Raw genomic sequence first — 20,894 nt, 5'->3', positions numbered from 1 at the left:
CGCTCGACGGCTGCTCGACGCCGGAGCGCAGGTCACGTTGATCGATCTGCCTTCGTCCGACGGTAAGCAGGTGGCGGCCGATCTCGGAGCTGCCGCGCAATTCGCCCCGGCCGACGTCACCGACAGCGAACAATTCGCCGAAGCACTCGACGCGGCGCACGAGCGCGGCGGCCTTCGCGGCGTCGTCCACTGCGCGGGTGCCGGGCGTCGCATGCGCATTCTCGACAAGGACGGAAAAGCCGGATCGGTCGAAGATTTCGAGTTCGTCGTCAAACTGAATCTTGTCGGTTCGTTCAACGCACTCCGTCTCGGCGCCGAGCGGATGGCAGAACTCGATGCCGTGGACGGTGAGCGAGGAGCCATCATCATGACGGCGTCGGTCGCAGCATTCGAAGGTCAGATCGGTCAGATCAACTACACGGCGTCCAAAGCCGGCATCGTCGGTATGACGGTCACCGCTGCGCGCGATCTCGCCAGCCGCGGAATCCGCGTCAACACCATTGCTCCCGGCATCATGGACACTCCCCTGCTGGCGCGCCTGCGCGAAGATGTGCGCACGGCCCTCGAAGCCTCGGTTCCCAACCCCTCCCGGCTTGGTCGCCCGGACGAGTTCGGCCAGCTGGCCGTCTCGATGCTCGAGAACGGCTATCTCAACGGCGAAACCATCAGACTCGACGGCGCGATCCGAATGGCTCCCCGGTGACGGGCATCAGCGTGATCGCCAATCCACAACTGCGCCACAACATGCACTACCCGGACACCACCATGGCCTACTGGGCACCCAGCATGGCGGCGCTCTACGGTGATCGCCTCGCCGTCGTGGACGGCGAGCGCACGTGCACGTTCCGCGAACTCGGTCAGCGCAGTGCACAATTCGCCGGCGCACTGCGGCAGGCCGGGGTCGGCGTCGGCGACGTCGTGTTGCTACATCTCGGGAACTGCGTCGAGTTCCTCCAGGCCTACTACGGCTGCCTGCAGGCCGGGACGACCGTTACATTGGTCAATCCGCTGCAGCCAGAACTTGGACTGCGCAAGCAGATCGAGGAGACGTCCGCCGTTGCTGCGGTCACTCAGAGTTCGCAGCTGCACACACTGCTCGCGGCCTCTTCCGGAACCTCCGTACGTACGATCGTGATGGTCCAGGACACCGAGGGTGCGCTCGACACACCGGAGTCGGTCGTCGCGTTCGACGCCTTCATCGCCGATCTACCCACCGAATTCACCCCTGCCTCCGTCCGAAGCGACGACATCGCACACATCGCGTTCACCGGCGGAACCACCGGAGTATCCAAAGGTGTTCGTGTTCTTCACCGCAACGTCGTCGGCAACATCACGCAGATGTGTGGGTGGAGAACCGGGCACGAGTTGGAGGCAGGTCCGGACGGTCTCGTCACGCCTCGACGCATCGACGGCCTCGACGTGCTCGGTCCGACGCCGGGAACAGGGGCGACCATCGTGGTCTCACCTCTCTTCCACGCACATTCGTTGCTCAACACGTCGTTCCTGTTGATCTCCGGTCTCACCCAGGTATTTGCCGGTCGGTTCGAACCCGGCCGGATGCTCGAGCTGATCGAAAAGCACGAGGCCACCTACCTCACCGGGTCTCCCGCTATGTGGCACGCACTGTCGGTTCATCCCGACGCTACTGTGCGCAACACCGACAGCGTGTGCGTCGTATCTTCGGGCGCTGCCCCGATCGACAGCGTCACGCTCGCCGCACTCCGCCGGGCATTTCCCAAAGCGCTCGTCGTCGAGGGGTACGGGCTGACCGAGGCCACCTGTGTGGTCACGGCAGCTCCGCTGATCAACGGCTCGGAATACCGGCAGAGCAGCGTCGGCCTCCCGATTTTCGACACCGAGATCCAGATTCGCGATCAGCTGGACCGGAAGACCGTTCTGGGCGAGAACGAACGCGGCGAACTGTGGGTGCGTGGGCCTCAGGTCACCGACGGCTATCTCGGACACCCGGAAACCACCGCAGAACAGTTCGTCGACGGCTGGTTGGACACGGGTGACATCGCGTACCTGGACTCGGACGGATACCTCTTCATCTGCGACCGGGCGAAGGACATGCTCATCTACAAGGGGTACAACGTCTATCCGCGGGAACTCGAAGAGATTCTGGTTTCGCACCCGGCGATCTCGACTGCCGCGGTTGTCGGCCGCGAAGTGGGGAGCAACGGCCAGGAGCCCGTAGCCTTCGTGGTGATGATTCCGGGCGCCGAGTTCGACGCCGAGCAGATCAAGGCGTTTGTCGCCGAGCAGGTGCTGCCGTACAAGAAGATTCGCGAGGTCGTCGAGGTAGAACTCCTTCCGACATCGGCTGCCGGTAAGGTCCTCAAGACCGATCTCCGCTCGAGACTTCTCGAATCCGTCGATCAGAAAGGCGGTTCCAGGTGACGACCTTCGCAGACCTGACGTCGCAATTGCGTGTCCCGGTTCTCGCTTCACCGATGTTCATCATCTCGACTCCTGACCTCGTCATCGCGCAGTGCACCGCTGGGATCATCGGGTCCTTCCCGGCACTGAATGCTCGTCCGCAGTCGGCACTTCGGGATTGGCTCAAACTGATCACCGTGGCTCGTGAGGAACATGATCGTGAGCACCCGGAGAATCCGTCGGCGCCATTTGCCGTCAACCTCATCGTCCACCGGTCCAACAACCGCCTGGAAGAGGACCTGGCGACCATCGCCGAGTTCGAGGTTCCGATCGTCATCACGTCCCTCGGCGCTCGCACCGACATCAACGACGCCGTCCACGCATACGGTGGAATCGTTCTTCACGACGTCATCGACAATCGCTTTGCACGCAAGGCGATCGAGAAGGGCGCCGACGGACTGATCGCGGTAGCTGCCGGGGCCGGTGGTCATGCCGGTAGGCAGTCGCCGTTTGCCCTGATTCGGGAGATTCGTGAGTGGTTCGCCGGTCCACTGCTGTTGTCAGGTGCCATCGCTCATGGTGATTCGATTCTCGCTGCGCTCGCGGCCGGAGCCGATTTGGCATACGTCGGATCAGCTTTCATCGCAACCGAAGAGGCTAACGCGGATCCTGCGTACAAGGAGATGATCGTGGGTTCAGGGGCCTCCGACATCGTCTATTCCAACCTGTTCACCGGAGTACACGGAAACTACCTGCGGGGCAGCATCGTTGCTGCCGGCTTGGACCCCGACAACCTAGCCGAATCCGATCCTTCCGCAATGAGTTTCGCGACCACCGACACCGATACCAAGGCGTGGCGTGACATCTGGGGCGCCGGACAGGGCATCGGAGCGATCGACGCCGTACTTCCGACGCATGCAGTAGTAGAGCGTCTCGCCGCCGAGTACGCTGCCGCTCGAGAACGCATCTGCCGACTCTAGTGCTGTGACCGGTGTTCGTCGGACAGGTACTCGTGGATCAGGTTCACGAATACCTGTCCCACCGGCGACAACGTCGAGGGGTCGAAGGCGAGACCGTACGCACGCAGGAATCTCGGCTCGCAGGCCCGTTCCACGACCTGACCAGGCATCGATTTCGCCACCGAGCGCTCGACCAACGAACCGCCGAGGCCGGCGATGACCATCGGGAGCCGTGACTCCCGTTGCTCGGTCACCACCGCGAGTTCCGTTCTGGTACCGGCCTTTCGGATCGAATCTTCGATCGCGTCGCCCATCGCTGCCCCGCGAGGAACGAATACCATGGGAATGTCCGGCATTTCCGAAAGGCGTACCGGCCCCTCGGGTAGTTCGGTTCCCGCCGGGTAGACCAGGCGGTACTCCTGCTCCCCCAATTCGACGATCTCGAGCCCTTCGCCCGCTTCGAGAGGCAGATGAGCCACCGCGAATTCACAGTGGCCGTCCCGGATGAGACTTTCCAGATTGTCCTCACGCTCGAGTTCCGAAAATCTGACTCGTGCTTGCGGATACCGTCGACAGAACTCCGCAATCAGATCGACGATCGTCCCCGAGGTCAGTGCAGGGAAAGCCATGATGTCGAGGCGACCGACGATGGCGCCATCGGATGCCGTCAACTGTTCAGCCGCCGCAGCGACGTCTCGCAAAACCTGTCGACTCGGGCCGACCAGGCTGCGACCGGCCGCACTGAGGACCATCCCGCGCCCGATGCGATGGAAAAGCCGCACTCCCAGTTCACGTTCGAGCCCGCGCAACGCTTGTGACACGGTCGGCTGAGCAACTCCCAATGCAGCTGCGGCGCCGTTGATCCCCTTGTTTTCGACGACCGCGAGGAAGTACTCCATCTGCCGGAACTCCACAGTTCACTCCTCTTCCTTGGACGGAACGGCGGAGGTGGCCATTTCCGCAGCCGTCGCGATGAATGCGGCGGCGGCCGGGGACTGCTCGCCCGAGCGATAGACGATGCCGACGTCGCGTGTCAGCGGCGGATCGAAGGAGAAGGCGCAGACGTCTGTCATCTGCTGCTGTGCAACCCTTCTCGGCACGACGGTGGCGCCGATCCCTCGACGCACGAGTTCCCACGTGGTCACAGGGTGGACACAGTCCACTACTACGTTCTCGGCGCCTTCGCTGAGTAGACCCCGGAACTGATTCGATTGATCACCGAGATCGACCACCAGCGGCAAACTGTGCAAGAGCGTTCGCGGAACCGGATCCGCCAACGGCGTTGCAAGCCTGCCGGACAACGACGCATGGGTGGCGAGTACCAACTCCTGGGCGGCAATCGGAGCCGTGACCAAACCTTCGTACCCGATACTCAGATCGGTGACGCCGACCTCGGCCGACCCTCGCCGCAACGCATTGTCGACCCCGGCCGGGCCGTACGTGTCGAGGACGCGCACCACGATCTTCGGAAAGTTGGCCCGGAATCGCCGGACCAACTCGACCATCGGATCGATGGAGAACGCCGAGTACGAGACGACGTCCACCCGGCCGAACTCGAGTTCGCGAACGGCGGTCACTTTAGCCTTCGCGCGCTCGACGTCGGCAAGGATTCTCCTGGCCGCGAGATCGAACGTGCGGCCCGCGTCGGTAAGAACCAACCGCCTACCGGTCCGATCGAACAGCGTGGCGCCGAGTCGACGCTCGAGCGTGCGAATTGCCTGAGACAGCGAGGGCTGCGAAATGTAGAGAGCCTGAGCGGCCTTCGTTATCCCACCGTGGTCGACGACAGCGACGAAGTAGGTAACGAAATGCAGATCCACTCATCCATCATACGACCAGCGATCTGACGCTCACTCCACTCGAGTTAGCCCTGGTACGGCCCACTCTCCGGTGAAGACCGGCTCCCGCTTTTCCACGAAGGCACGAACCGCGTCGGTAGCATCCGTCGCAAAATTGACCGCTTGCGCCCTCGCCTCGTTGTCCAAGGCTTCCCGCAACGAGAGTGAGGTGTGATGTTCGAGCATGGCGGCAGACTGACTCAGTGCGGCTGGCGGACCGTCAGCGAGCCGCTGCGCAAGCTTCGACGTGTGTTCGTCCATTTCACCCGGCTCGACCAGATAGGTCACCAACCCGAGCTCGTAGGCTTCCTGTGCGTCGATCGTCTCGGCGAGCATCACCAGTCGCTTCGCTTGCTGGAGGCCGACCAGTCTCGGCAGGATCCACGAACCCCCGAAGTCGACAGACAACCCCCGTTTGGCAAAGATCTGGCTGAACTTCGCGCCCTTGGCTGCCACGACGAAGTCGCAGAGCAACGCCATGTTCCATCCGGCTCCGACGGCAAACCCGTCGACCTTCGCCACCAGAGGCTTGGGAAACTCACCCAGTGCGATCGCCGTTGCGTTGATGACACGCATGCGATCGAGCGGGTGCGACGAGCCGCGTTTGTCCAGATCGGAGCCCGCACAGAAGGTCCCGTCCGCGCCGGTCAGGATCACAGAGCGAATCTGCGAATCCTCTTGAAGTTCGAGGACTGCTTCACGTAGAGCGATCCAGGCGTCGAGATCGAGAGCGTTGCGGCGGTGCGGCCGACACAGAACAATCGTCGCGACAGCACCGTCACGTTCGATGCTTACGGCCGCGCGCTCGATCGTCTCGGCACTCATGAACCACTCCACACGGGAGAGCGCTTCTCAGCAAATGCCGTTGCACCTTCCTTGGCGTCACGTGAGGTGAAGACCGGATCGATGAATTCGCGTTGCGCGACAAAGGCATCCGGATCGGTGTACTTGGCGGACATCGCCAGTACCTGCTTGGTCGCGCGAACAGCCAGTGGACCGTTTGCCGCTACTCGGGCCGCAAGCTCGCGTGCGACGGTCAGTGCCTGTCCAGGTTCGGCGAGCCGATTGACCAAGCCGTGATGATGCGCCACGGTGGCACTGAGCGGATCCCCGGTGATCGCGATTTCCATGGCCAACTGGTACGGGAGGATCTTGGGCAGACGCAAAAGGCCACCGGCGGCCGCGGCAAGTCCCCGCTTCACTTCGGGCAAGCCGAATTTCGCGTCGGTGGATGCCACGATCAGATCGGCCGCCAACGCAAGTTCGCACCCGCCGGCGAGGGCCCACCCCTCGACGGCTGCGATCAGCGGCTTCGACGGCGGAGCTTCAGTCAGGCCGGCGAACCCACGACCGGGCAGCGATGGCCGTTCCCCCCGCGCAAATCCCTTGAGATCCATACCGGCGCAGAAGGTTCCACCAGCTCCGGTCAGAATGCCGATGGTGAGATCGGCCCGTTCCTCGAACTCGTCGATGGCCGCAGCCAAGGCTTCGGCAAGTTCGAGATTGACCGCGTTCTTGGCCTCGGGACGATTGAGGGTGATGACGGCAACGCCCTCGGCGAAGTCGGTGAGCACGACGCTCATGTTCGGTTCCTACTTCCGTGATGAGATTCTTGAAAGGTCACTGCGCGCGAATGCTCCAGCGCACGGGTGTGCCGCCGGACGGTGTCACGATCTCCCGCTTGGCCAAAACAACGAGATGAGCATGGGTTTCGCGGACTGCCAAGCGAAGTAGTCGCGGCGACATCTGTTCGAACGGGCGAGACCAGGAGATCGTGCGTGAGAGTTCCCAGGCCGTGGATTCGGGCTCATCCTGAACCGCAGCCACGATCTCCGCCAATCGCTCCTCGTGGTGCCCCATCAATTGACGTGCACGATCGGCGATCCCACGGAATCGATATTCATGTGCCGGAAGCACTTCGCACTCGCCCAGTGTTGTCGTCGCCTCGAGCGAGAGAAGATAACGATGAAGCGGGTTCTCGAGTTCACCGGGAATCGTGGAGATGTTCGGGCTGATCCTCGGCAGCATGTGATCGCCGCTGAACAACAAGCCTCTGTCCTCTTCCACGAAGCAGAGATGTCCGGGAGTGTGCCCCGGTGTCCACTGAGCCCGGAGATTCCACCCGGGAAGATCGAGTGAATCACCATCTCCCAGAACAATGTCGATGGTTTCGTGCTCAGCGAACCGCACCAGGTCGACCCGAGACGCGTCGAGCACTTCGGCCGGTGCGCCGAGTTCGGACAATTGCAGGTTCCAGCCACTGATGTCGTCGCGGGTCTGCTCGGGACCGTGGTATCCGAGGAGCGTCGCGTCGGCCACGTGCATCGCAAGCGTTGCGCCGCTGACCTGCCGAAGACGCGGCGCCAGACCGAAGTGATCGGGATGCAGGTGCGTGATTGCCGCATAGCGCACTTCGGAAACGTGGTATCCGATCGATGCTATGCCGTCGACGAGAGCCTGCCACGACTGTTCGTGATCCCAACCGACGTCGATGAGGGCAAGTCCGTCGTCGAGCGCGAGTGCGTAGACGAGCACGTAACGCAAAGGGTTGTCCGGCATGGGAACAGGGATCGACCACAGTCCGTCCCGCACCTGTTCCACCGGTGGAAGGACTTTGTTCGCCCACGCCTCACGTTGTGCGACACCGACGTCTTCGGTCACGATCATGATGCTTCTCCGCTCGCGTTCAGCATGGTCCGCAGGCTCGACTTGAGCAGTTTCCCGCTCGCGTTGCGAGGCAAGGAGTCCACGAAATGGATCTGGCGAGGTTTCTTGTACGACGCCAACTTCGCTGTGCTGAACGCGATCAACTCGTCGACGCTCGGCACGTCGGCACCGTCGACCAGTTTGACCACCGCGGTGACGGATTCACCCCAGCGCTTGTCCGGAACCCCGACCACCGCGACCTCGGCAACCGAGGGGTGTTCGGCCAGAATGGATTCCACCTCGATCGGATAGACGTTCTCACCGCCGGTGATGATCATGTCCTTGAGGCGATCGGTGACGAACAGATACCCCTCGTCGTCCAAATGGCCGGCGTCGCCTGTTCGGAGAAAGCCGTCCTGAGTGAACAATTCCGCGGTCTCTCGGTCACGTCGCCAGTACCCGCGAGTGTTGTTTCTGCTGCGCGCAACGATCTCACCGGATTTGTTGGGCGGCAATACCTCACCAGTTGTGACGTCTCGAATGGAGATCTCGACGCCGATCATGGGTTTTCCCGCAGAGCGGAGCAACTCCGAACGCGGACCGCTCACATGATGGTCGAAGGCACGAAGGACGGATACCGAACCAGTTGTCTCGGTCATCCCGTATCGCTGGACGAATTTGCAGTTCAAGACAGTCATCGCATGAGCGAGGAGTGCCGGAGTGATCGGCGACGCCCCATAGGCGACCACCTCCAGGCTGGTCAGATCGAAACTGTCGAGAGTGGGCAGATCTACCAGCGTCTGAATGACGGCAGGCACCAGAAATGCGTGGGTGACATGGTGAGTCGCGATGGCATCAGCGACCCGAGCCGGCGCCATGTCTCCGAGCAGCACCAAAGGCACGCCGGCCGACAAGCACGTACTCATCCAGCCGGCGCCGGCGATGTGAAAGAGGGGAAGTGCGTCGAGTGCGACTGCATTCGAACCGAATTCGTAGACATCGAACCCCTCTGGCTCGTTGTACAGATTCCGGTGCGTGGCCACGACGCCCTTGGGCCGGCCGGTTGTCCCGGACGTGTACAGCTGCAGAACTGCTGCGTCCGGATCGTGCCCCTGTCCGGGGTCGACGCCGTTCCCGGAGGCCACGAACTCCGCCCAGGTTCGCGAATCCGGCAGGCCCCCTGCAGCTCCCACGGTTATGACCTCGATCTCCGGCAACGCTGCGGACATCGCCGCCGCCCCCGCGGCGAACTCGTCATCGACGATCAAGACGTCGAGCTCCGCGTCCTCGGCGATGTCGACGAGTTCGAGTGGGTTGAGCCGCCAGTTCAACGGGATGAACACAGCGCCTGCCTTCGCACACGCGATGAAGGTTTCCGCACCTTCGAGCCCCATCCGCAGTAGCGCACCGACGCGAGCACCGGCTGCGGTCACTTCTGCCAGCGCGCTCGCCAAGGTACTGGTCTCGCCATCCAGCTCAGCCCATGTCAAAGTTCGGTCGCCGCACGTGATCGCCGGTTCGGACGGCCGTGTCGACGCCGAGTGGCGTATCCGGTTGGGTAGGTGAAGCTCGCTCACATCACGCTCCTGTGTTCCAGGTACTCACCGAGCACGAACCGCGGTCGGTGGTACTGGAACAGTCGACCATCGCTATGGCCTGCGCCACAAAGACGAGAAGGCGCACAGAGCCATAGCTGAGACCTATGTCTGCAGGTCGCAGCAAGTCACCGCCGCCAAGGTCCGGTCATCTGGGAGAATTTGCCAGATGCAGGCACCCGGGATGGACATACGCAGCGCGCAGTATCTCGTCGCCGTCGTCGATCACGGCAGCGTCACCGCCGCCGCGGACGTCCTGCGTATCTCGCAACCGTCACTCTCGCAGGCCGTACGCAACCTCGAACGAGCACTCGGATCCACACTCTTCGAGCGCACCACTCGCGGTCTGGCTCCCACCACAGTCGGACTGGCAATTACCGATTCTGCACGTGCGCTGCTCGCCGACGTTGCTCGGGCCGAAGCCGCGGTGGCCGCAGTAACCGCTTTGCGCACCGGCGAACTCGCCATAGCTGTTCAGTCCGATCTTGCCATCGACCCTGTCGCAGAGGTCGCCGGACGCCTCCATCTGACGGCGCCCGGAATTCGGTTCTCCACGAACGCCGTCCCGAACGCACAGGACGTGCGCGCGCTGGTCAGAGCGGGCACGTGTGAACTCGGGTTTCTCGAGACCCACCCGGGTACCGATGTCTCCGACGGGCTTCGAGAAATTGCCGTGAGTACCCAGGAAACGGTCTTGTCGATCCCCGTTCGCCTGGCCACAGACCTACCCGATCCGGTTCCGCGCGCCGTGGTTGCGCGCCTGCCGATGGTGGTCGAGGCATCGACATTTCGGCGCGGGCATTCGATCGACGACGATCTGGAGCTCACCAACGTCGTCGTGGAAGTACCTGATCGCCTTGCCGTCCGGGAAATGGTCGGGCAAGGTGTAGGCGCCGCGCTGCTGCCCAGATCGATCGCCGAACAAGACTCCCCAGCATCTGAGGTTCGCTCGCTTTTCCCGCCGATCACGCGGCAGACGATCTTGGTCTACCGCGACGGCCCGCTCTCGCCGGCCGGGTCTGCGTACATCGAGAACGTCTCCACACGTCACAAGCCGACCACGAACAGCCTGCCCAACGGCGAGAGCGTCTCCGGATCGAACTCGATGCCGTAATTCAGTGAGATTGCGGGCTCCACCGGAAATATCTCCGCGCCGGACGCGACCGATCTCTCGGCCAACGAACGCTCCATGAATGCCATACCCAAACCCGCAAAGACGAACGCGCCGACGGTCTCCCGCTGCGCCAACTCCGTCGACATCCGAGTCCGGGCCCCGGCGGCCTGCAGAGACGACTCGATGGCAAGCCGAGCCCGCGAGTGTTTGAGCACACCCACCACGGGGAGATCGGGCAATGCAGTCAATGACACCGGCTCTCCCGCAGCGGGTTTCACACTATTCGGCCAGACGTCAGGATGAACCCCCGACGGCACTGCCAGCCAGTATTCGTTCACCCCGATCACTTTCGTGGACAGCGCCGACATGTCGGGTGGCCAATAGCTGAAGACCACCTCGCATGCGCCGTCTGCCAACACCTGCTCAGACGTTGCGCCCTGCGGCAGTTCACCGACCCGAACGGTCACAGCAGGCCACCGCTCACGAAAGTCCGCCACGATGCGTGCGATCGGACCTTCGAGACCATGTGCCGCGGAGCAGATGTCGAGCCGCCCACGAGGCTCGTCGGCCGTCCCGGTCGCGACATTGAATGCGGCCGCACTGCTGCGCATCATCTGCCTCGCCGGCCCTACCAACGCCCGACCTGCCGCCGTCAGAACCAAACCGCGACCGACACGGTGAAACAGTTCGACTCCGAGTTCACGCTCGAGACCACGAATACCCTGCGACAACGACGGCTTGGTGACCGACAGATTCTGCGCAGCCGTCGACAAGGACTCCCCACCGGCAACGGCAAGGAAGTACTCGATCTGACGTAGGTCCACGCCATCGACTTTGCCATAAGCGCAGCCGACAGTACCGCCGGCAAGCGCAGACGGTGTTCATACACGCTTCACTAGTCGGACATACAGGACACACCTTTTTCTACCCGGCGCCACCTAGCGTAATTGGTCCAGACCAATTACGGATGGGTCTGAACCACCGCGTCGAAGACAAGGAATCCTCGTGAGACGTACGACCATCGCGATAGCAGCCGTGACCGCGGCTCTCGCCGTTCCCGGCATCGCCCCCGCCGAATCCCAAGCCGAACCCAGCTGGGGCAGTTCGTCCTTCGAATGGGGTAGCTCTTCGGGCGAGAACAACACGCCGCCCGCAGCGCCCGGCGTCAGCGTCCCCGGCGGACGGTACGAGCACCCTGTCGATCTGACCTTCACCGCCGCGCGCGGCGCCACCGTCCGCTACACCTTGGACGGAACGACACCCACCACCGACAGCCAAGCTGCCACACCGGGACGTCCGCTGCAGATCGCACAGGACACCAACGTCACTGTCGCCGCTTTCCGCGGCGATCACGCGAGCGCGGCCGTCTCGTTCGGCTACCTGATCAAGACCTCGGAGAAGCCGCTGGCTCAGGTCGTCGTGATGTCCGACGTCCACGTCGGCGACCACGCGAACAACGACAAGAAGTACGAAAGCTTTTTCGACACAATCGGTTCCATCTTCCCGAAACCCGACGCGATCCTCTCCAACGGCGACATGATCAACGACAACGGAGACGGCAAGGGGCCTGACCACAAGATCGTCGCAGAAATCTTCCAGGCAAACCTCGCCAGGAAGGGCATGAACGACACACAACTCCTGATCTCCAACGGCAATCACGATGCAAGTCTCGCGGCAATCAGAGCCGGATATCCGGCGGAGTGGTTCCCGGATTCCGGTGGCGGATACTACGAATCCGATGTCAGCGGTGTCCATCTCTTCACGGTCAACACCGAGACATACAACAATGATTCAGCGCAACGTAATTGGCTGAAGTCCCGCCTGACCGAAATCACCGCGGAGTCCGGGAACCTGACCAAGCCGATCCTGGTCCAGGGACACCGACCGGCAAGCAACACAGCCATGGACGGCCAGCAGGCGTCGAACCCTCGACTGACCGAAGACTTGAGCGCCTTCCCTCAGGCAATCTTCTTCTCCGGGCACTCGCACCTGAACAACAACGACGACCGGTCGATCCATCAACGCGACTTCACGGCGGTCAACGACGGCTCGATGTCGTACATCGAAATCGATCACGGCTACCAGATGGTGACCGAGTCCGGTCTCGCGAACCGTTTCGAATCACCCACTGCCCAAGCGCTCTTCGTGGAGGTCTACCAGGACCGCACGGAAATCAACCGCATCAACATGGCGGCAGACAAGCACGACATCTACACCGGAGGCGCGTGGTCAGCCAACTGGCAGCCGCCGTACTCGAGCGCGGGGACGCTGAGCGGTTCGGGGTGGACGGTCGAGCTCGACGGGTCGACCAACCAGCAGATCAAGGACAACTTCCGCTACACCTCGGGCGCACGGAACACGCACGCGCCGGAGTTCACCTCGAGCACTCCGCTCTCGGTGACGACCGGCGAAAACGGTGCGACCGCACTGAGGATCGCGCAGGCCAAGGACGATCAGATGGTGCACCACTACGCCGTCGAGGTCACGGACACAGCCACCGGAGCGAAGGTGGTCTCGTCGAAGGTGCTCTCGGACTTCTACTTCATGCCGCGGCCGAACAGCCTCGACATTCCGATTCCCGATGCAGCAGCGGGTACCGCATACGATGCCCGCGTCGAAGCCGTTGACGCATACGGCAATCGGTCACCGGTGACGACCTTGGCCTTCACCCGCTGATATTTACCCACTGACGTCCACCCGCTGATCCGACACGACGAAGCGGCACCGCGCATGTTCGCGGTGCCGCTTGTCGGCTCAGTTGTAGGTGCGCAACAAGCCCTTGCTGATGATCTGCTTCTGGATGTCGCTGGTGCCTTCACCGATCAGAAGGAACGGCGCCTCACGCATCAACCGCTCGATCTCGTATTCCTTGGAGTAGCCGTATCCACCATGGATACGGAAGCTGTCCTGCGTGACCTCCGAGCAGAATTCACTCGCCAGATACTTCGCCATACCCGCGGCGACGTCGTTGCGCTCACCCGAGTCCTTGAGCCTGGCAGCGTTGACCATCATCAGATGTGCCGCTTCGACTTTGGTGCCCATTTCGGCGATCCGGAACGCGATGGCCTGATGCTCGGCGATCGGCTTGCCGAACGTCTCGCGCTGCTTGGCGTAGGTGACAGCCAGTTCGAAAGCGCGCTGGGCGATTCCGCACGCACGCGCGGCGACGTTGACCCGGCCGACCTCGACGCCGTCCATCATGTGCCGAAATCCCAAGCCGGGAATGCCACCGAGGACCTCTTCGGCTCCGATCTCGAAGCCGTCGAAAATCATCTCCGTGGTGTCGATTCCCTTGTAGCCCATCTTCTCGAGCTTGCCCGGAATGGTCAGGCCCGGGAGTACCTCGCCGAAACCTGCGGGCTTCTCGATCAATATCGTCGTCAGATTGTTGTGCGGCTTCTCCGCGCCCTCGTCCGACTTGACGAGGACTGCCACCAACGTCGACGAACCACCGTTGGTCAGCCACATCTTCTGGCCGGTGATCACGTAATCGCCGGACTCCGTACGCTTCGCCTTGGTCGATATGGCAGCAACATCGGAACCCAGGGCCGGTTCCGACATGGAAAATGCGCCGGTGAGTTCCCCGGACGCCAGACGTGGCAGGTACTTCGCCTGCTGTTCCGGCGTCCCGTGCGCGGAGATCATGTGAGCCACGATGAAATGCGTGTTGATGACGCCGGACACGCTCATCCATCCACGGGCCAGCTCTTCGACGCACAGCGCGTAGGTGAGCAATGATTCGCCGATACCCCCGTACTCGGGGTCGATGGTCAGTCCGAACAGACCCATGTCCTTCATCTGCTTGACGATGTCGGTCGGGTACGTATCGGAGTGTTCGAGCTCCTGCGCCGCGGGGATGACCACACGATCGACGAACTCGCGTACCGCCCCGACGATGTCGCTCTGGGTCTCGGTCAATCCCGCCGTCTGCGCCAAACGAGTCACTGTTCCACCTGTCTGTCGGTACTTCGTGCTCTCCTGTCGACGAAACTGATTCGACTCCAGGAACTTTCACCCCACCGCGACATGTGTGCGGCAGAGACGCTGCATCCATTCAATCCCCGAACGGTATATGTGTCAAAGTCGATTTCGCATACGAACCGTATGGCGGAAACTATGTCCGAACAGGTCGTTCCTGCTGTTGACAACCGCGCCACGCGTGCTGGATATTCGAGTGGCCAGGTCGCGATGGGGCCCTTCGATCGGCCCGTTCACGCGACGCATTCCCCACCTCTCCTCGAGACAGGCGCATTCCATGCACGACGCAGTCATCTGTGAACCCGTTCGCACCCCGGTGGGCGGATTCGGCGGAGTCTTCAAGGACGTTCCCGTCACCACTCTCGCCAGCACTGTTGTGCGTGGCCTCGTCGAACGAACCGGCATTGCGTCCACCGATGTCGACGACGTCATCTTCGGTCAGGGTTACGCCAACGGAGAGGCCGCGGCCATCGGGCGAATCGCGGCACTCGACGCCGGTCTGGACGTGTCCGTTCCCGGAATACAACTCGATCGCCGTTGCGGTTCGGGATTGCAGGCGATCATCTACGCCGCGATGCAGGTACAGACCGGGATGAGTGATCTGGTCATAGCCGGCGGCGCCGAGAGTATGAGCGGAACCGAGTTCTACTCCACCGATATGCGTTGGGGCACAAAGCGCCCTTCGGTCGAGTTCCACGACCGATTGGCCAAACCGCGCACGAACTCCGGCGGGGTCAACTTTCCGGTCGAAGGCGGCATGATCGAGACCGCCGAGAACTTGCGCCGGGAGTACTCGATCACCCGCGACGAGCAGGACCGATACGCGGTGCGATCGCACGAACGGGCCGTTCATGCCCAGGACAGTGGGTATTTCGACGACGAGACCATTCCCGTTTCGGTGCGCGGGCGCCGTGGTGAGCAGACAGTCGTCACTCGCGACGAGCATCCACGCCGAGGGATTCAGCTGTCCGATCTTGCTGCACTGCGCCCCATTCGAGGTCGAGTCGACCCCGAAGCCACAGTCACCGCCGGAAACGCCTGCGGCCAGAACGACGCCGGAGCCGCGGCCATCGTCACCACTGCGGCCAACGCCGAACGCCTTGGCCTGCGACCGTTCGCGAAACTGGTCAGCTGGGGTGTGGCGGGTGTGGAGCCGAACCGGATGGGCATCGGACCGGTGCCTGCCGTGGCGAAAGCTCTCTCCCGTGTCGATCTGTCGCTCGACGACATCGACCTCATCGAAGTCAACGAGGCATTCGCTGCACAGGTTCTCGCGTGCGCCAAGGCTTGGGGATTGAGCGCGCAGGACATCGAGGAGCGCTTCAACGTCAACGGCTCCGGGATCTCGCTCGGACATCCTGTCGGTGCCACCGGTGGGCGGATCCTCGCCAATCTGCTGCGCGAACTCGACCGGCGCCAGGGACGGTACGGGATCGAGACCATGTGTATCGGTGGCGGACAAGGGATTGCAGCGGTGTTCGAGAACCTGCGACGCTAGAAGCGTTAACCGATCGATCCGTCGCGGCGAAGGTCCGCGATCTGGTCTCCCGTACGCCCCAACTCGGCCAGCAGAGAATCCGTCTGCTGGCCGAGTGCCGGAACGTCACCCATGCGCATTTCGACGTCCGAGTACGTCATCGGAGGCAGCACGGCATCGATCGGTCCGTTTTCGGTGCCCACGGACCTCCACCTGGCACGCTTCTCCAACTGCGGATGTTCCAGTAGACCTGCCATGTCGTTGAGTGCAGCGGCCGGGACACCGGCGGCGGCAAGGCGTTGATCCAGATCTGCCGTCGAATACAGACGAGTCAGGGAACCCACCAATTCGTCTACCTCGCCGCGATTTTCGACGCGCACGATGTTGGTGGAAAAGCGCGGATGGTCGACCAGATCCTCTCGCTCGAACACGTCCACCATCAGTGCACGCCATCCACGATCGTTCTGGACGCCGATCAGGATCTCGCCGTCGGCCGTGGGATACGAATCGTAGGGAACGATCGCCGCATGGCCGAGCCCGACCCGCGGAATCTGCTTTCCTGCATACATTTTCATGTACATCGGATGCCCGAGCCACTCGACGGTGGAATCGAACATCGAGACCTCGACGAGCGCTCCCTTACCCGTTCGCTCTCTACGGAACAGGGCGCTCAGAATCGAAGTCAGCGCGTACATTCCAGCGGCGATGTCCGAGACCGGGATACCCGTCTTGGTGGCCGTCTCCGGTGTGCCTGTCACGGAGATCATTCCGGTCTCGGCTTGGACCAGCATGTCGTACGCCTTGCGCTCACGCCGTGGGCCGGCACTGCCGTATCCGGACATGTCGATCACGATGAGCTGTGGGAATTTCTCGCGCAGTTCCTCCGCGCCGAACCCCAGTCGCGCAGCTGCGTCAGGTGCCAGATTCTGTAGGAACACATCGGCTCGCGCGACAAGATCGAGAACGATTTGCCGGCCGGATTCCGACTTCACGTCGACAGCGATCGATTCCTTGGAACGGTTGAGCCACACGAAGTGTGACGCCTGACCATGAACCGCCCGGTCGTAGTGACGCGCAAAATCGCCCTCGCCGACGCGTTCTATCTTGATCACCCGCGCACCCATGTCCGCGAGATGCCTGGTGGCGAGCGGTGCCGCCACCGCCTGTTCGAGTGCAACCACGGTGATTCCGTCGAGCGGAAGATCCGAGTTCGGCTGTCCCATGTCAGTAGTCACCCCAGAAGTTTTACACCCAGAAGTTTTACACTCTGAATTCTTGCACTCGAACAGGACGGGTCAGATGTGGCGGCCGCCGGTGATCTCGAGAACCGTGCCCGTCATGTAGCTCGAGAGTTCGCTCGCGAGGAACAGTACAACCGAAGCAACCTCCGAGGGCTCGGCCGCACGCCCCATCGGGATCTCGGCAAGCTTCTCGTTCCAGATCCGTTCGGGCATTGCCTCGGTCATCGCCGTGCGGACAAGTCCGGGCTGAACGGCGTTGACGCGAACGTTCTTGAACGCGACCTCCTTTGCCGCGGCCTTCGTCAGACCGACGATGCCGGCCTTGGCGGCCGAGTAGTTGGTCTGCCCGAGCATGCCCACCTTGCCGGAGATCGACGAGATGTTCACGATTGCGCCCGTCTCACGCTCGCGCATGCGGGCTGCGGCAGCGCGTGTTCCGTTCCAGGCGCCCTTGAGGTGAACGGCGATCACGTCGTCGAAGTCCTGCTCGGTCATCTTCCGCATCGTGGCGTCGCGCGTCATGCCGGCGTTGTTGACCATGACATCGACTGGACCGAAAGCACTTTCGGCCAGATCGAGCATGGCCTCGACCTGTCCGGAATCACGCACGTCGCAGGAAGCGAAACGGGCGACCGACTCTCCACCGAGTTCGGCGACCGCAGCCGTTCCGACGGTTTCGTTGATGTCGCCGAGAACGACGGTCGCACCTTCCTTGATGAAGGTGCGCGCAATTTCGAGCCCGATGCCCTGCGCTCCGCCGGTCACTACCGCAACCTTGCCGTCCAACAATCCCATGTCCACTCCGTTCGTGAGGTTAAAGCTCGTCAGGTAAAGGTGTCAGCGCTGGTTTTGCTTTTTCGCTTGCGCCACGAGCCCACCGCCGAGAATCAGTCGCTGGATCTCGCTGGTTCCCTCGTACAGGCGCAACAGGCGAACTTCACGGTAGATGCGTTCGACCGGCACACCGCGCATGTACCCGTTGCCACCGTGGATCTGCACGGCGAGATCCGCGACCTTGCCCACCATCTCGGTGCAGAAAAGCTTTGCCGCCGAGGGGCCGAGACGTCGATCCTCACCGCTGACGTACCGCGCAGCCACCTCACGCACCATCGCACGCCCGGCCATGACACCGGCCTGCTGGTCAGCCAGCATCGCTTGAACCAGCTGGAAGTCACCGATAGCGGTGCCGCCCTGTTCCGTGACCACGGAGAACGCGACAGATTCGTCGAGCGCTCGCTGTGCTGCTCCCACCGAGAGCGCCGCGATATGGACTCGTCCGCGCGCGAGAGACGTCATCGCTGCGCGGTATCCGGTGTCCTGGTCGCCACCGACGAGGGCCGACTCGGGAACCCGGACGTTGTCGAAGGTGACCTCGGAGGTCCAGGCACCTTCCTGACCCATCTTCTTGTCCTTGGGACCAACTGTGACTCCTGGCGTGTCAGCCGGAACCAGGAAGACTGCAATTCCCGGACCATCGGAATCCGCCGGGCGAGTGCGCGCGAACACCACGAACAGCTGTGCCAGTGGAGCATTGGTGATGAACCGCTTGTTGCCGTCGATCACCCATTCGGATCCGTCCAGAACGGCCTTGGTCCGAAGGCCGGCCGGGTTTGAGCCCGCGCCGGGTTCGGTGAGAGCAAAGGAAGCCACGACGTCGCCGGAGGCGATGCGCTCTAGCCACTGAGCCTTCTGCTCGTCGGTACCGAAGCCGACCAGCACCTGCCCGGCAATTCCGTTGTTGGTACCGAACATCGAACGCAGCGCCAGGGACGTGTAGCCGAATTCCATTGCCAGTTCGACGTCTTGGGTGAGATCGAGTCCGAGCCCACCCCATTCCTGAGGAATCGCGTAGCCGAACAGCCCGATGGCTGCGGCCTTCTTGCGTATGTCCTCAGGAATGGCGTCGGTGTCGGCAATCTCCTGCTCACGCGGAACTACTTCCTTACGGATGAACTCCCGCGCAGTCGCCAAGATATCTGCGAAGTCATCTGCATCGACCTGCATTCCCACCACTCACCTTGCTGTTTCCGAAGTCCATGCCGTCCTCCGAAGTCAATACCGTGAGGCAATCGGAGTCAAAGACCTGAAAACGAACCGAAGGTAAGGCAGAACCTATAGCAGGTGTCAGACGGTGCGCAGTTCCCGCTTGAGCAGCTTTCCGCTCTAATTTCGCGGGAGTTCGGCCACGAAACGCACGTGCTTGGGGACCTTGAACGGGGCAATTCGCTCCTTGACGTGGGCAATCAACGCCTCAGGCGTCAACTCGTCGTTGCCGTCCTTGAGCACGACGATCGCGGTGACGGCCTCGATCCACTTCTCGTCGGGCGTACCGATCACGGCAACTTCTGCCACAGCCGGGTGTGTGTAGACCGCATCTTCGACCTCGCGGGACGCCACCAGGATGCCGCCGGTGTTGATGACGTCCTTGATTCGGTCGACGACCGTGATGAACCCTTCTTCGTCCCGCACGACAAGATCGCCCGAATGGAACCAGCCGTCGCGGAAGGCGTCGGCGGTGGCTTCCGGATTTTCCCAGTAGCCGTTGCACAGCTGCGGTGAGCGGTAGAGAACCTCACCGGACTCACCGTCGGCAACGTCGTTTCCGTCGGCGTCGACGACACGGGTTTCGACGAAGAACACCGCTCGCCCGCAAGAAGACGGACGATCAGCATGCTCGCCGGGCTGGAGAACTGTTGCCAGCGGACCGATTTCGGACTGGCCGAAGCAGTTGTAGAAGCCGATGTCCGGGTAACGCTCACGCAGACGATTGAGCACCGTGACCGGCATGATCGAGGCGCCGTACTGCGCCTTCTTGAGCGAAGACAGATCGCGGGTCTCGAGGTCCGGATGGTTGGCCAACGGTACCCACACGGTCGGGGCCAGGAACAGCGATCCGATCTTTTCTGCTTCGACGCGGCGCAGAATCTCCGGGATGTCCGGCGCCTGCATCAGACTGACCGTCGCACCGACGGACAGGTACGGCAGCATGAAGACGTGCATGCCCGCGGAGTGGTACATCGGCATGCAGATCAGCGGGTTGTCGTTCTTGTCGAGCCCGAGCGCGATCACCGAGGACACGTACTCGTGAACCAGCGCGCCGTGAGACATCATGGCGCCCTTGGGCTTCGAGGTGGTGCCCGAGGTGTACAGCAGTTGCGCCAGATCCGTCGACGTCGCACGCGGTTCGAAAACAGGCACCTCGCCGGCCTCGCCGATCGTGACCACCGACAGTTCCGCGTCCCGCAGTGCGATCACGTGGTCGAGATCGAGGTCGGAGCGAACCGAGTCGAGCGTCGACGCCAATGCCGGATCCACCAACACCGCGCGGGCGCCTGACTGCGCCACGAGGTACCGGAGTTCCTCCCCCTTGAGTGCGTAATTGACCGGAACATGCACCAAACCTGCTCGCGCACAGGCAAGGAATCCGATTGCATAGGCGTCGGAGTTGGTTCCGTATGCCGCGACGCGGTCGCCGTGTTCGAGGCCCAGACCGAGCAAGTGGGCCGCGACCCGCGTCACCGCGTCGTCGAGTTCGCGGTAGGTGCGAGTGCGATCTTCGAAGACGACGGCTACGCGGTCGGGGTACTTGGCTGCCGAGCGCCGAAGCACTCCGTCGACGGTGTTGGTGCGTGGATCCAGGCTCATTCGCTCAGGTTATAGGACGTCC

The 20,894-nt window shown here is 62.5% G+C and carries 18 protein-coding genes; 6 read left to right on the top strand and 12 right to left on the bottom strand.

Features of this window, described 5'->3' with window-relative positions; genetic code table 11:
• From ACKAMS_RS04615 to ACKAMS_RS04605, 3 genes are all read left to right on the top strand, one after another.
• Positions 1-703 (top strand): SDR family oxidoreductase (locus tag ACKAMS_RS04615; RefSeq protein ID WP_408988666.1); only part of this gene is annotated, 703 nt, incomplete at its 5' end.
• 41 nt (positions 704-744) lie between these two features.
• Entirely contained in the window at positions 745-2,400 is a 1,656-nt protein-coding gene (locus ACKAMS_RS04610) for a class I adenylate-forming enzyme family protein (RefSeq protein ID WP_029256319.1), read from the top strand.
• 53 nt (positions 2,401-2,453) lie between these two features.
• Entirely contained in the window at positions 2,454-3,359 is a 906-nt protein-coding gene (locus ACKAMS_RS04605) for a nitronate monooxygenase family protein (RefSeq protein WP_153211945.1), read from the top strand.
• Here ACKAMS_RS04605 and ACKAMS_RS04600 read toward each other — a convergent pair.
• The 6 genes from ACKAMS_RS04600 to ACKAMS_RS04575 are packed head-to-tail and all read right to left on the bottom strand — an operon-like array spanning position 3,356 to position 9,399.
• Positions 3,356-4,252, bottom strand: coding sequence for a LysR family transcriptional regulator (locus tag ACKAMS_RS04600; RefSeq protein ID WP_259116631.1), 897 nt, complete (start codon positions 4,250-4,252; stop codon positions 3,356-3,358). The genes ACKAMS_RS04605 and ACKAMS_RS04600 overlap by 4 nt on opposite strands.
• A 3-nt stretch (positions 4,253-4,255) precedes the next feature.
• Positions 4,256-5,158 (bottom strand): LysR family transcriptional regulator, encoded by a 903-nt coding sequence (locus ACKAMS_RS04595; protein ID WP_019745405.1) that lies wholly within the window; start codon positions 5,156-5,158, stop codon positions 4,256-4,258.
• A 30-nt stretch (positions 5,159-5,188) separates the two neighbouring features.
• Positions 5,189-6,001 carry an enoyl-CoA hydratase/isomerase family protein gene (locus ACKAMS_RS04590; RefSeq protein WP_020909220.1) on the bottom strand — a complete coding sequence of 271 codons (813 nt, stop codon included), beginning with the start codon at positions 5,999-6,001 and terminating at the stop codon, positions 5,189-5,191.
• Positions 5,998-6,759: a crotonase/enoyl-CoA hydratase family protein gene (locus tag ACKAMS_RS04585; RefSeq protein ID WP_020909221.1), complete on the bottom strand. Its 762-nt coding sequence runs from the start codon at positions 6,757-6,759 to the stop codon at positions 5,998-6,000. Before ACKAMS_RS04585 ends, ACKAMS_RS04590 begins: the two co-directional genes overlap by 4 nt.
• 37 nt (positions 6,760-6,796) lie before the next feature.
• On the bottom strand, positions 6,797-7,843 hold the full coding sequence (locus ACKAMS_RS04580) for an MBL fold metallo-hydrolase (RefSeq protein WP_003940131.1): 1,047 nt from the start codon (positions 7,841-7,843) through the stop codon (positions 6,797-6,799).
• Positions 7,840-9,399 carry a long-chain-fatty-acid--CoA ligase gene (locus ACKAMS_RS04575; protein ID WP_408988665.1) on the bottom strand — a complete coding sequence of 520 codons (1,560 nt, stop codon included), beginning with the start codon at positions 9,397-9,399 and terminating at the stop codon, positions 7,840-7,842. The genes ACKAMS_RS04580 and ACKAMS_RS04575 overlap by 4 nt, the downstream gene beginning before the upstream one ends.
• Positions 9,400-9,586: 187 nt before the next feature.
• On the opposite strand from ACKAMS_RS04575, the gene ACKAMS_RS04570 reads away from it, so the two are divergent.
• Complete coding sequence (locus tag ACKAMS_RS04570; protein WP_408988664.1) at positions 9,587-10,531, top strand: LysR family transcriptional regulator; 945 nt, start codon at positions 9,587-9,589, stop codon at positions 10,529-10,531.
• On the opposite strand, the gene ACKAMS_RS04565 is transcribed toward ACKAMS_RS04570, so the two are convergent.
• Entirely contained in the window at positions 10,465-11,355 is an 891-nt protein-coding gene (locus ACKAMS_RS04565; protein WP_408988663.1) for a LysR substrate-binding domain-containing protein, read from the bottom strand. The genes ACKAMS_RS04570 and ACKAMS_RS04565 overlap by 67 nt on opposite strands.
• Positions 11,356-11,536: 181 nt before the next feature.
• Between ACKAMS_RS04565 and ACKAMS_RS04560 the strand changes: the two genes are divergently transcribed.
• Positions 11,537-13,207, top strand: a complete 1,671-nt coding sequence (locus ACKAMS_RS04560) for a chitobiase/beta-hexosaminidase C-terminal domain-containing protein (RefSeq protein ID WP_408988662.1) — start codon at positions 11,537-11,539, stop codon at positions 13,205-13,207.
• A gap of 78 nt (positions 13,208-13,285) precedes the next feature.
• Here ACKAMS_RS04560 and ACKAMS_RS04555 read toward each other — a convergent pair whose 3' ends face one another.
• Positions 13,286-14,476 (bottom strand): acyl-CoA dehydrogenase family protein, encoded by a 1,191-nt coding sequence (locus ACKAMS_RS04555; protein WP_047888287.1) that lies wholly within the window; start codon positions 14,474-14,476, stop codon positions 13,286-13,288.
• 310 nt (positions 14,477-14,786) lie between these two features.
• Between ACKAMS_RS04555 and ACKAMS_RS04550 the strand changes: the two genes are divergently transcribed.
• Positions 14,787-16,007 (top strand): acetyl-CoA C-acetyltransferase, encoded by a 1,221-nt coding sequence (locus ACKAMS_RS04550; protein WP_020909227.1) that lies wholly within the window; start codon positions 14,787-14,789, stop codon positions 16,005-16,007.
• 5 nt (positions 16,008-16,012) lie between these two features.
• Here ACKAMS_RS04550 and ACKAMS_RS04545 read toward each other — a convergent pair whose 3' ends face one another.
• The 4 genes from ACKAMS_RS04545 to ACKAMS_RS04530 form a co-directional block, all read right to left on the bottom strand.
• A complete protein-coding gene (locus tag ACKAMS_RS04545; protein ID WP_029256326.1) occupies positions 16,013-17,209 on the bottom strand; it encodes a CaiB/BaiF CoA-transferase family protein in 1,197 nt (398 codons plus the stop codon).
• Between the two features lie 72 nt (positions 17,210-17,281).
• Positions 17,282-18,022, bottom strand: coding sequence for a 3-oxoacyl-ACP reductase FabG (gene fabG / locus ACKAMS_RS04540; RefSeq protein WP_029256327.1), 741 nt, complete (start codon positions 18,020-18,022; stop codon positions 17,282-17,284).
• A 42-nt stretch (positions 18,023-18,064) separates the two neighbouring features.
• Complete coding sequence (locus tag ACKAMS_RS04535) at positions 18,065-19,231, bottom strand: acyl-CoA dehydrogenase family protein (RefSeq protein WP_019745415.1); 1,167 nt, start codon at positions 19,229-19,231, stop codon at positions 18,065-18,067.
• Positions 19,232-19,390: 159 nt separating this feature from the next.
• Entirely contained in the window at positions 19,391-20,872 is a 1,482-nt protein-coding gene (locus ACKAMS_RS04530) for an acyl-CoA synthetase (RefSeq protein WP_408988661.1), read from the bottom strand.
• Between the last annotated feature and the right edge of the window lie 22 nt (positions 20,873-20,894).

This window comes from Rhodococcus sp. 5A-K4, from assembly GCF_046097995.1.
GTDB classification, from domain to species: Bacteria; Actinomycetota; Actinomycetes; order Mycobacteriales; family Mycobacteriaceae; genus Rhodococcus_F; species Rhodococcus_F erythropolis.
Note: the sequence above shows the minus strand (reverse complement) of the source record. Positions and strands in the feature narration are given on the sequence as shown.

What these genes read in the sequence shown, in the direction of transcription:
- ACKAMS_RS04545 (WP_029256326.1), bottom strand. Translation starts at nt 17,209, where the DNA reads ATGGGACAGCCGAACTCGGATCTTCCGCTCGACGGAATCACCGTGGTT.
- ACKAMS_RS04605 (WP_153211945.1), top strand. Translation starts at nt 2,454, where the DNA reads ATGTTCATCATCTCGACTCCTGACCTCGTCATCGCGCAGTGCACCGCT.
- ACKAMS_RS04535 (WP_019745415.1), bottom strand. Translation starts at nt 19,231, where the DNA reads ATGCAGGTCGATGCAGATGACTTCGCAGATATCTTGGCGACTGCGCGG.
- ACKAMS_RS04530 (WP_408988661.1), bottom strand. Translation starts at nt 20,872, where the DNA reads ATGAGCCTGGATCCACGCACCAACACCGTCGACGGAGTGCTTCGGCGC.
- ACKAMS_RS04580 (WP_003940131.1), bottom strand. Translation starts at nt 7,843, where the DNA reads ATGATCGTGACCGAAGACGTCGGTGTCGCACAACGTGAGGCGTGGGCG.
- ACKAMS_RS04585 (WP_020909221.1), bottom strand. Translation starts at nt 6,759, where the DNA reads ATGAGCGTCGTGCTCACCGACTTCGCCGAGGGCGTTGCCGTCATCACC.
- ACKAMS_RS04550 (WP_020909227.1), top strand. Translation starts at nt 14,787, where the DNA reads ATGCACGACGCAGTCATCTGTGAACCCGTTCGCACCCCGGTGGGCGGA.
- fabG (WP_029256327.1), bottom strand. Translation starts at nt 18,022, where the DNA reads ATGGGATTGTTGGACGGCAAGGTTGCGGTAGTGACCGGCGGAGCGCAG.
- ACKAMS_RS04570 (WP_408988664.1), top strand. Translation starts at nt 9,587, where the DNA reads ATGCAGGCACCCGGGATGGACATACGCAGCGCGCAGTATCTCGTCGCC.
- ACKAMS_RS04610 (WP_029256319.1), top strand. Translation starts at nt 745, where the DNA reads ATGCACTACCCGGACACCACCATGGCCTACTGGGCACCCAGCATGGCG.
- ACKAMS_RS04590 (WP_020909220.1), bottom strand. Translation starts at nt 6,001, where the DNA reads ATGAGTGCCGAGACGATCGAGCGCGCGGCCGTAAGCATCGAACGTGAC.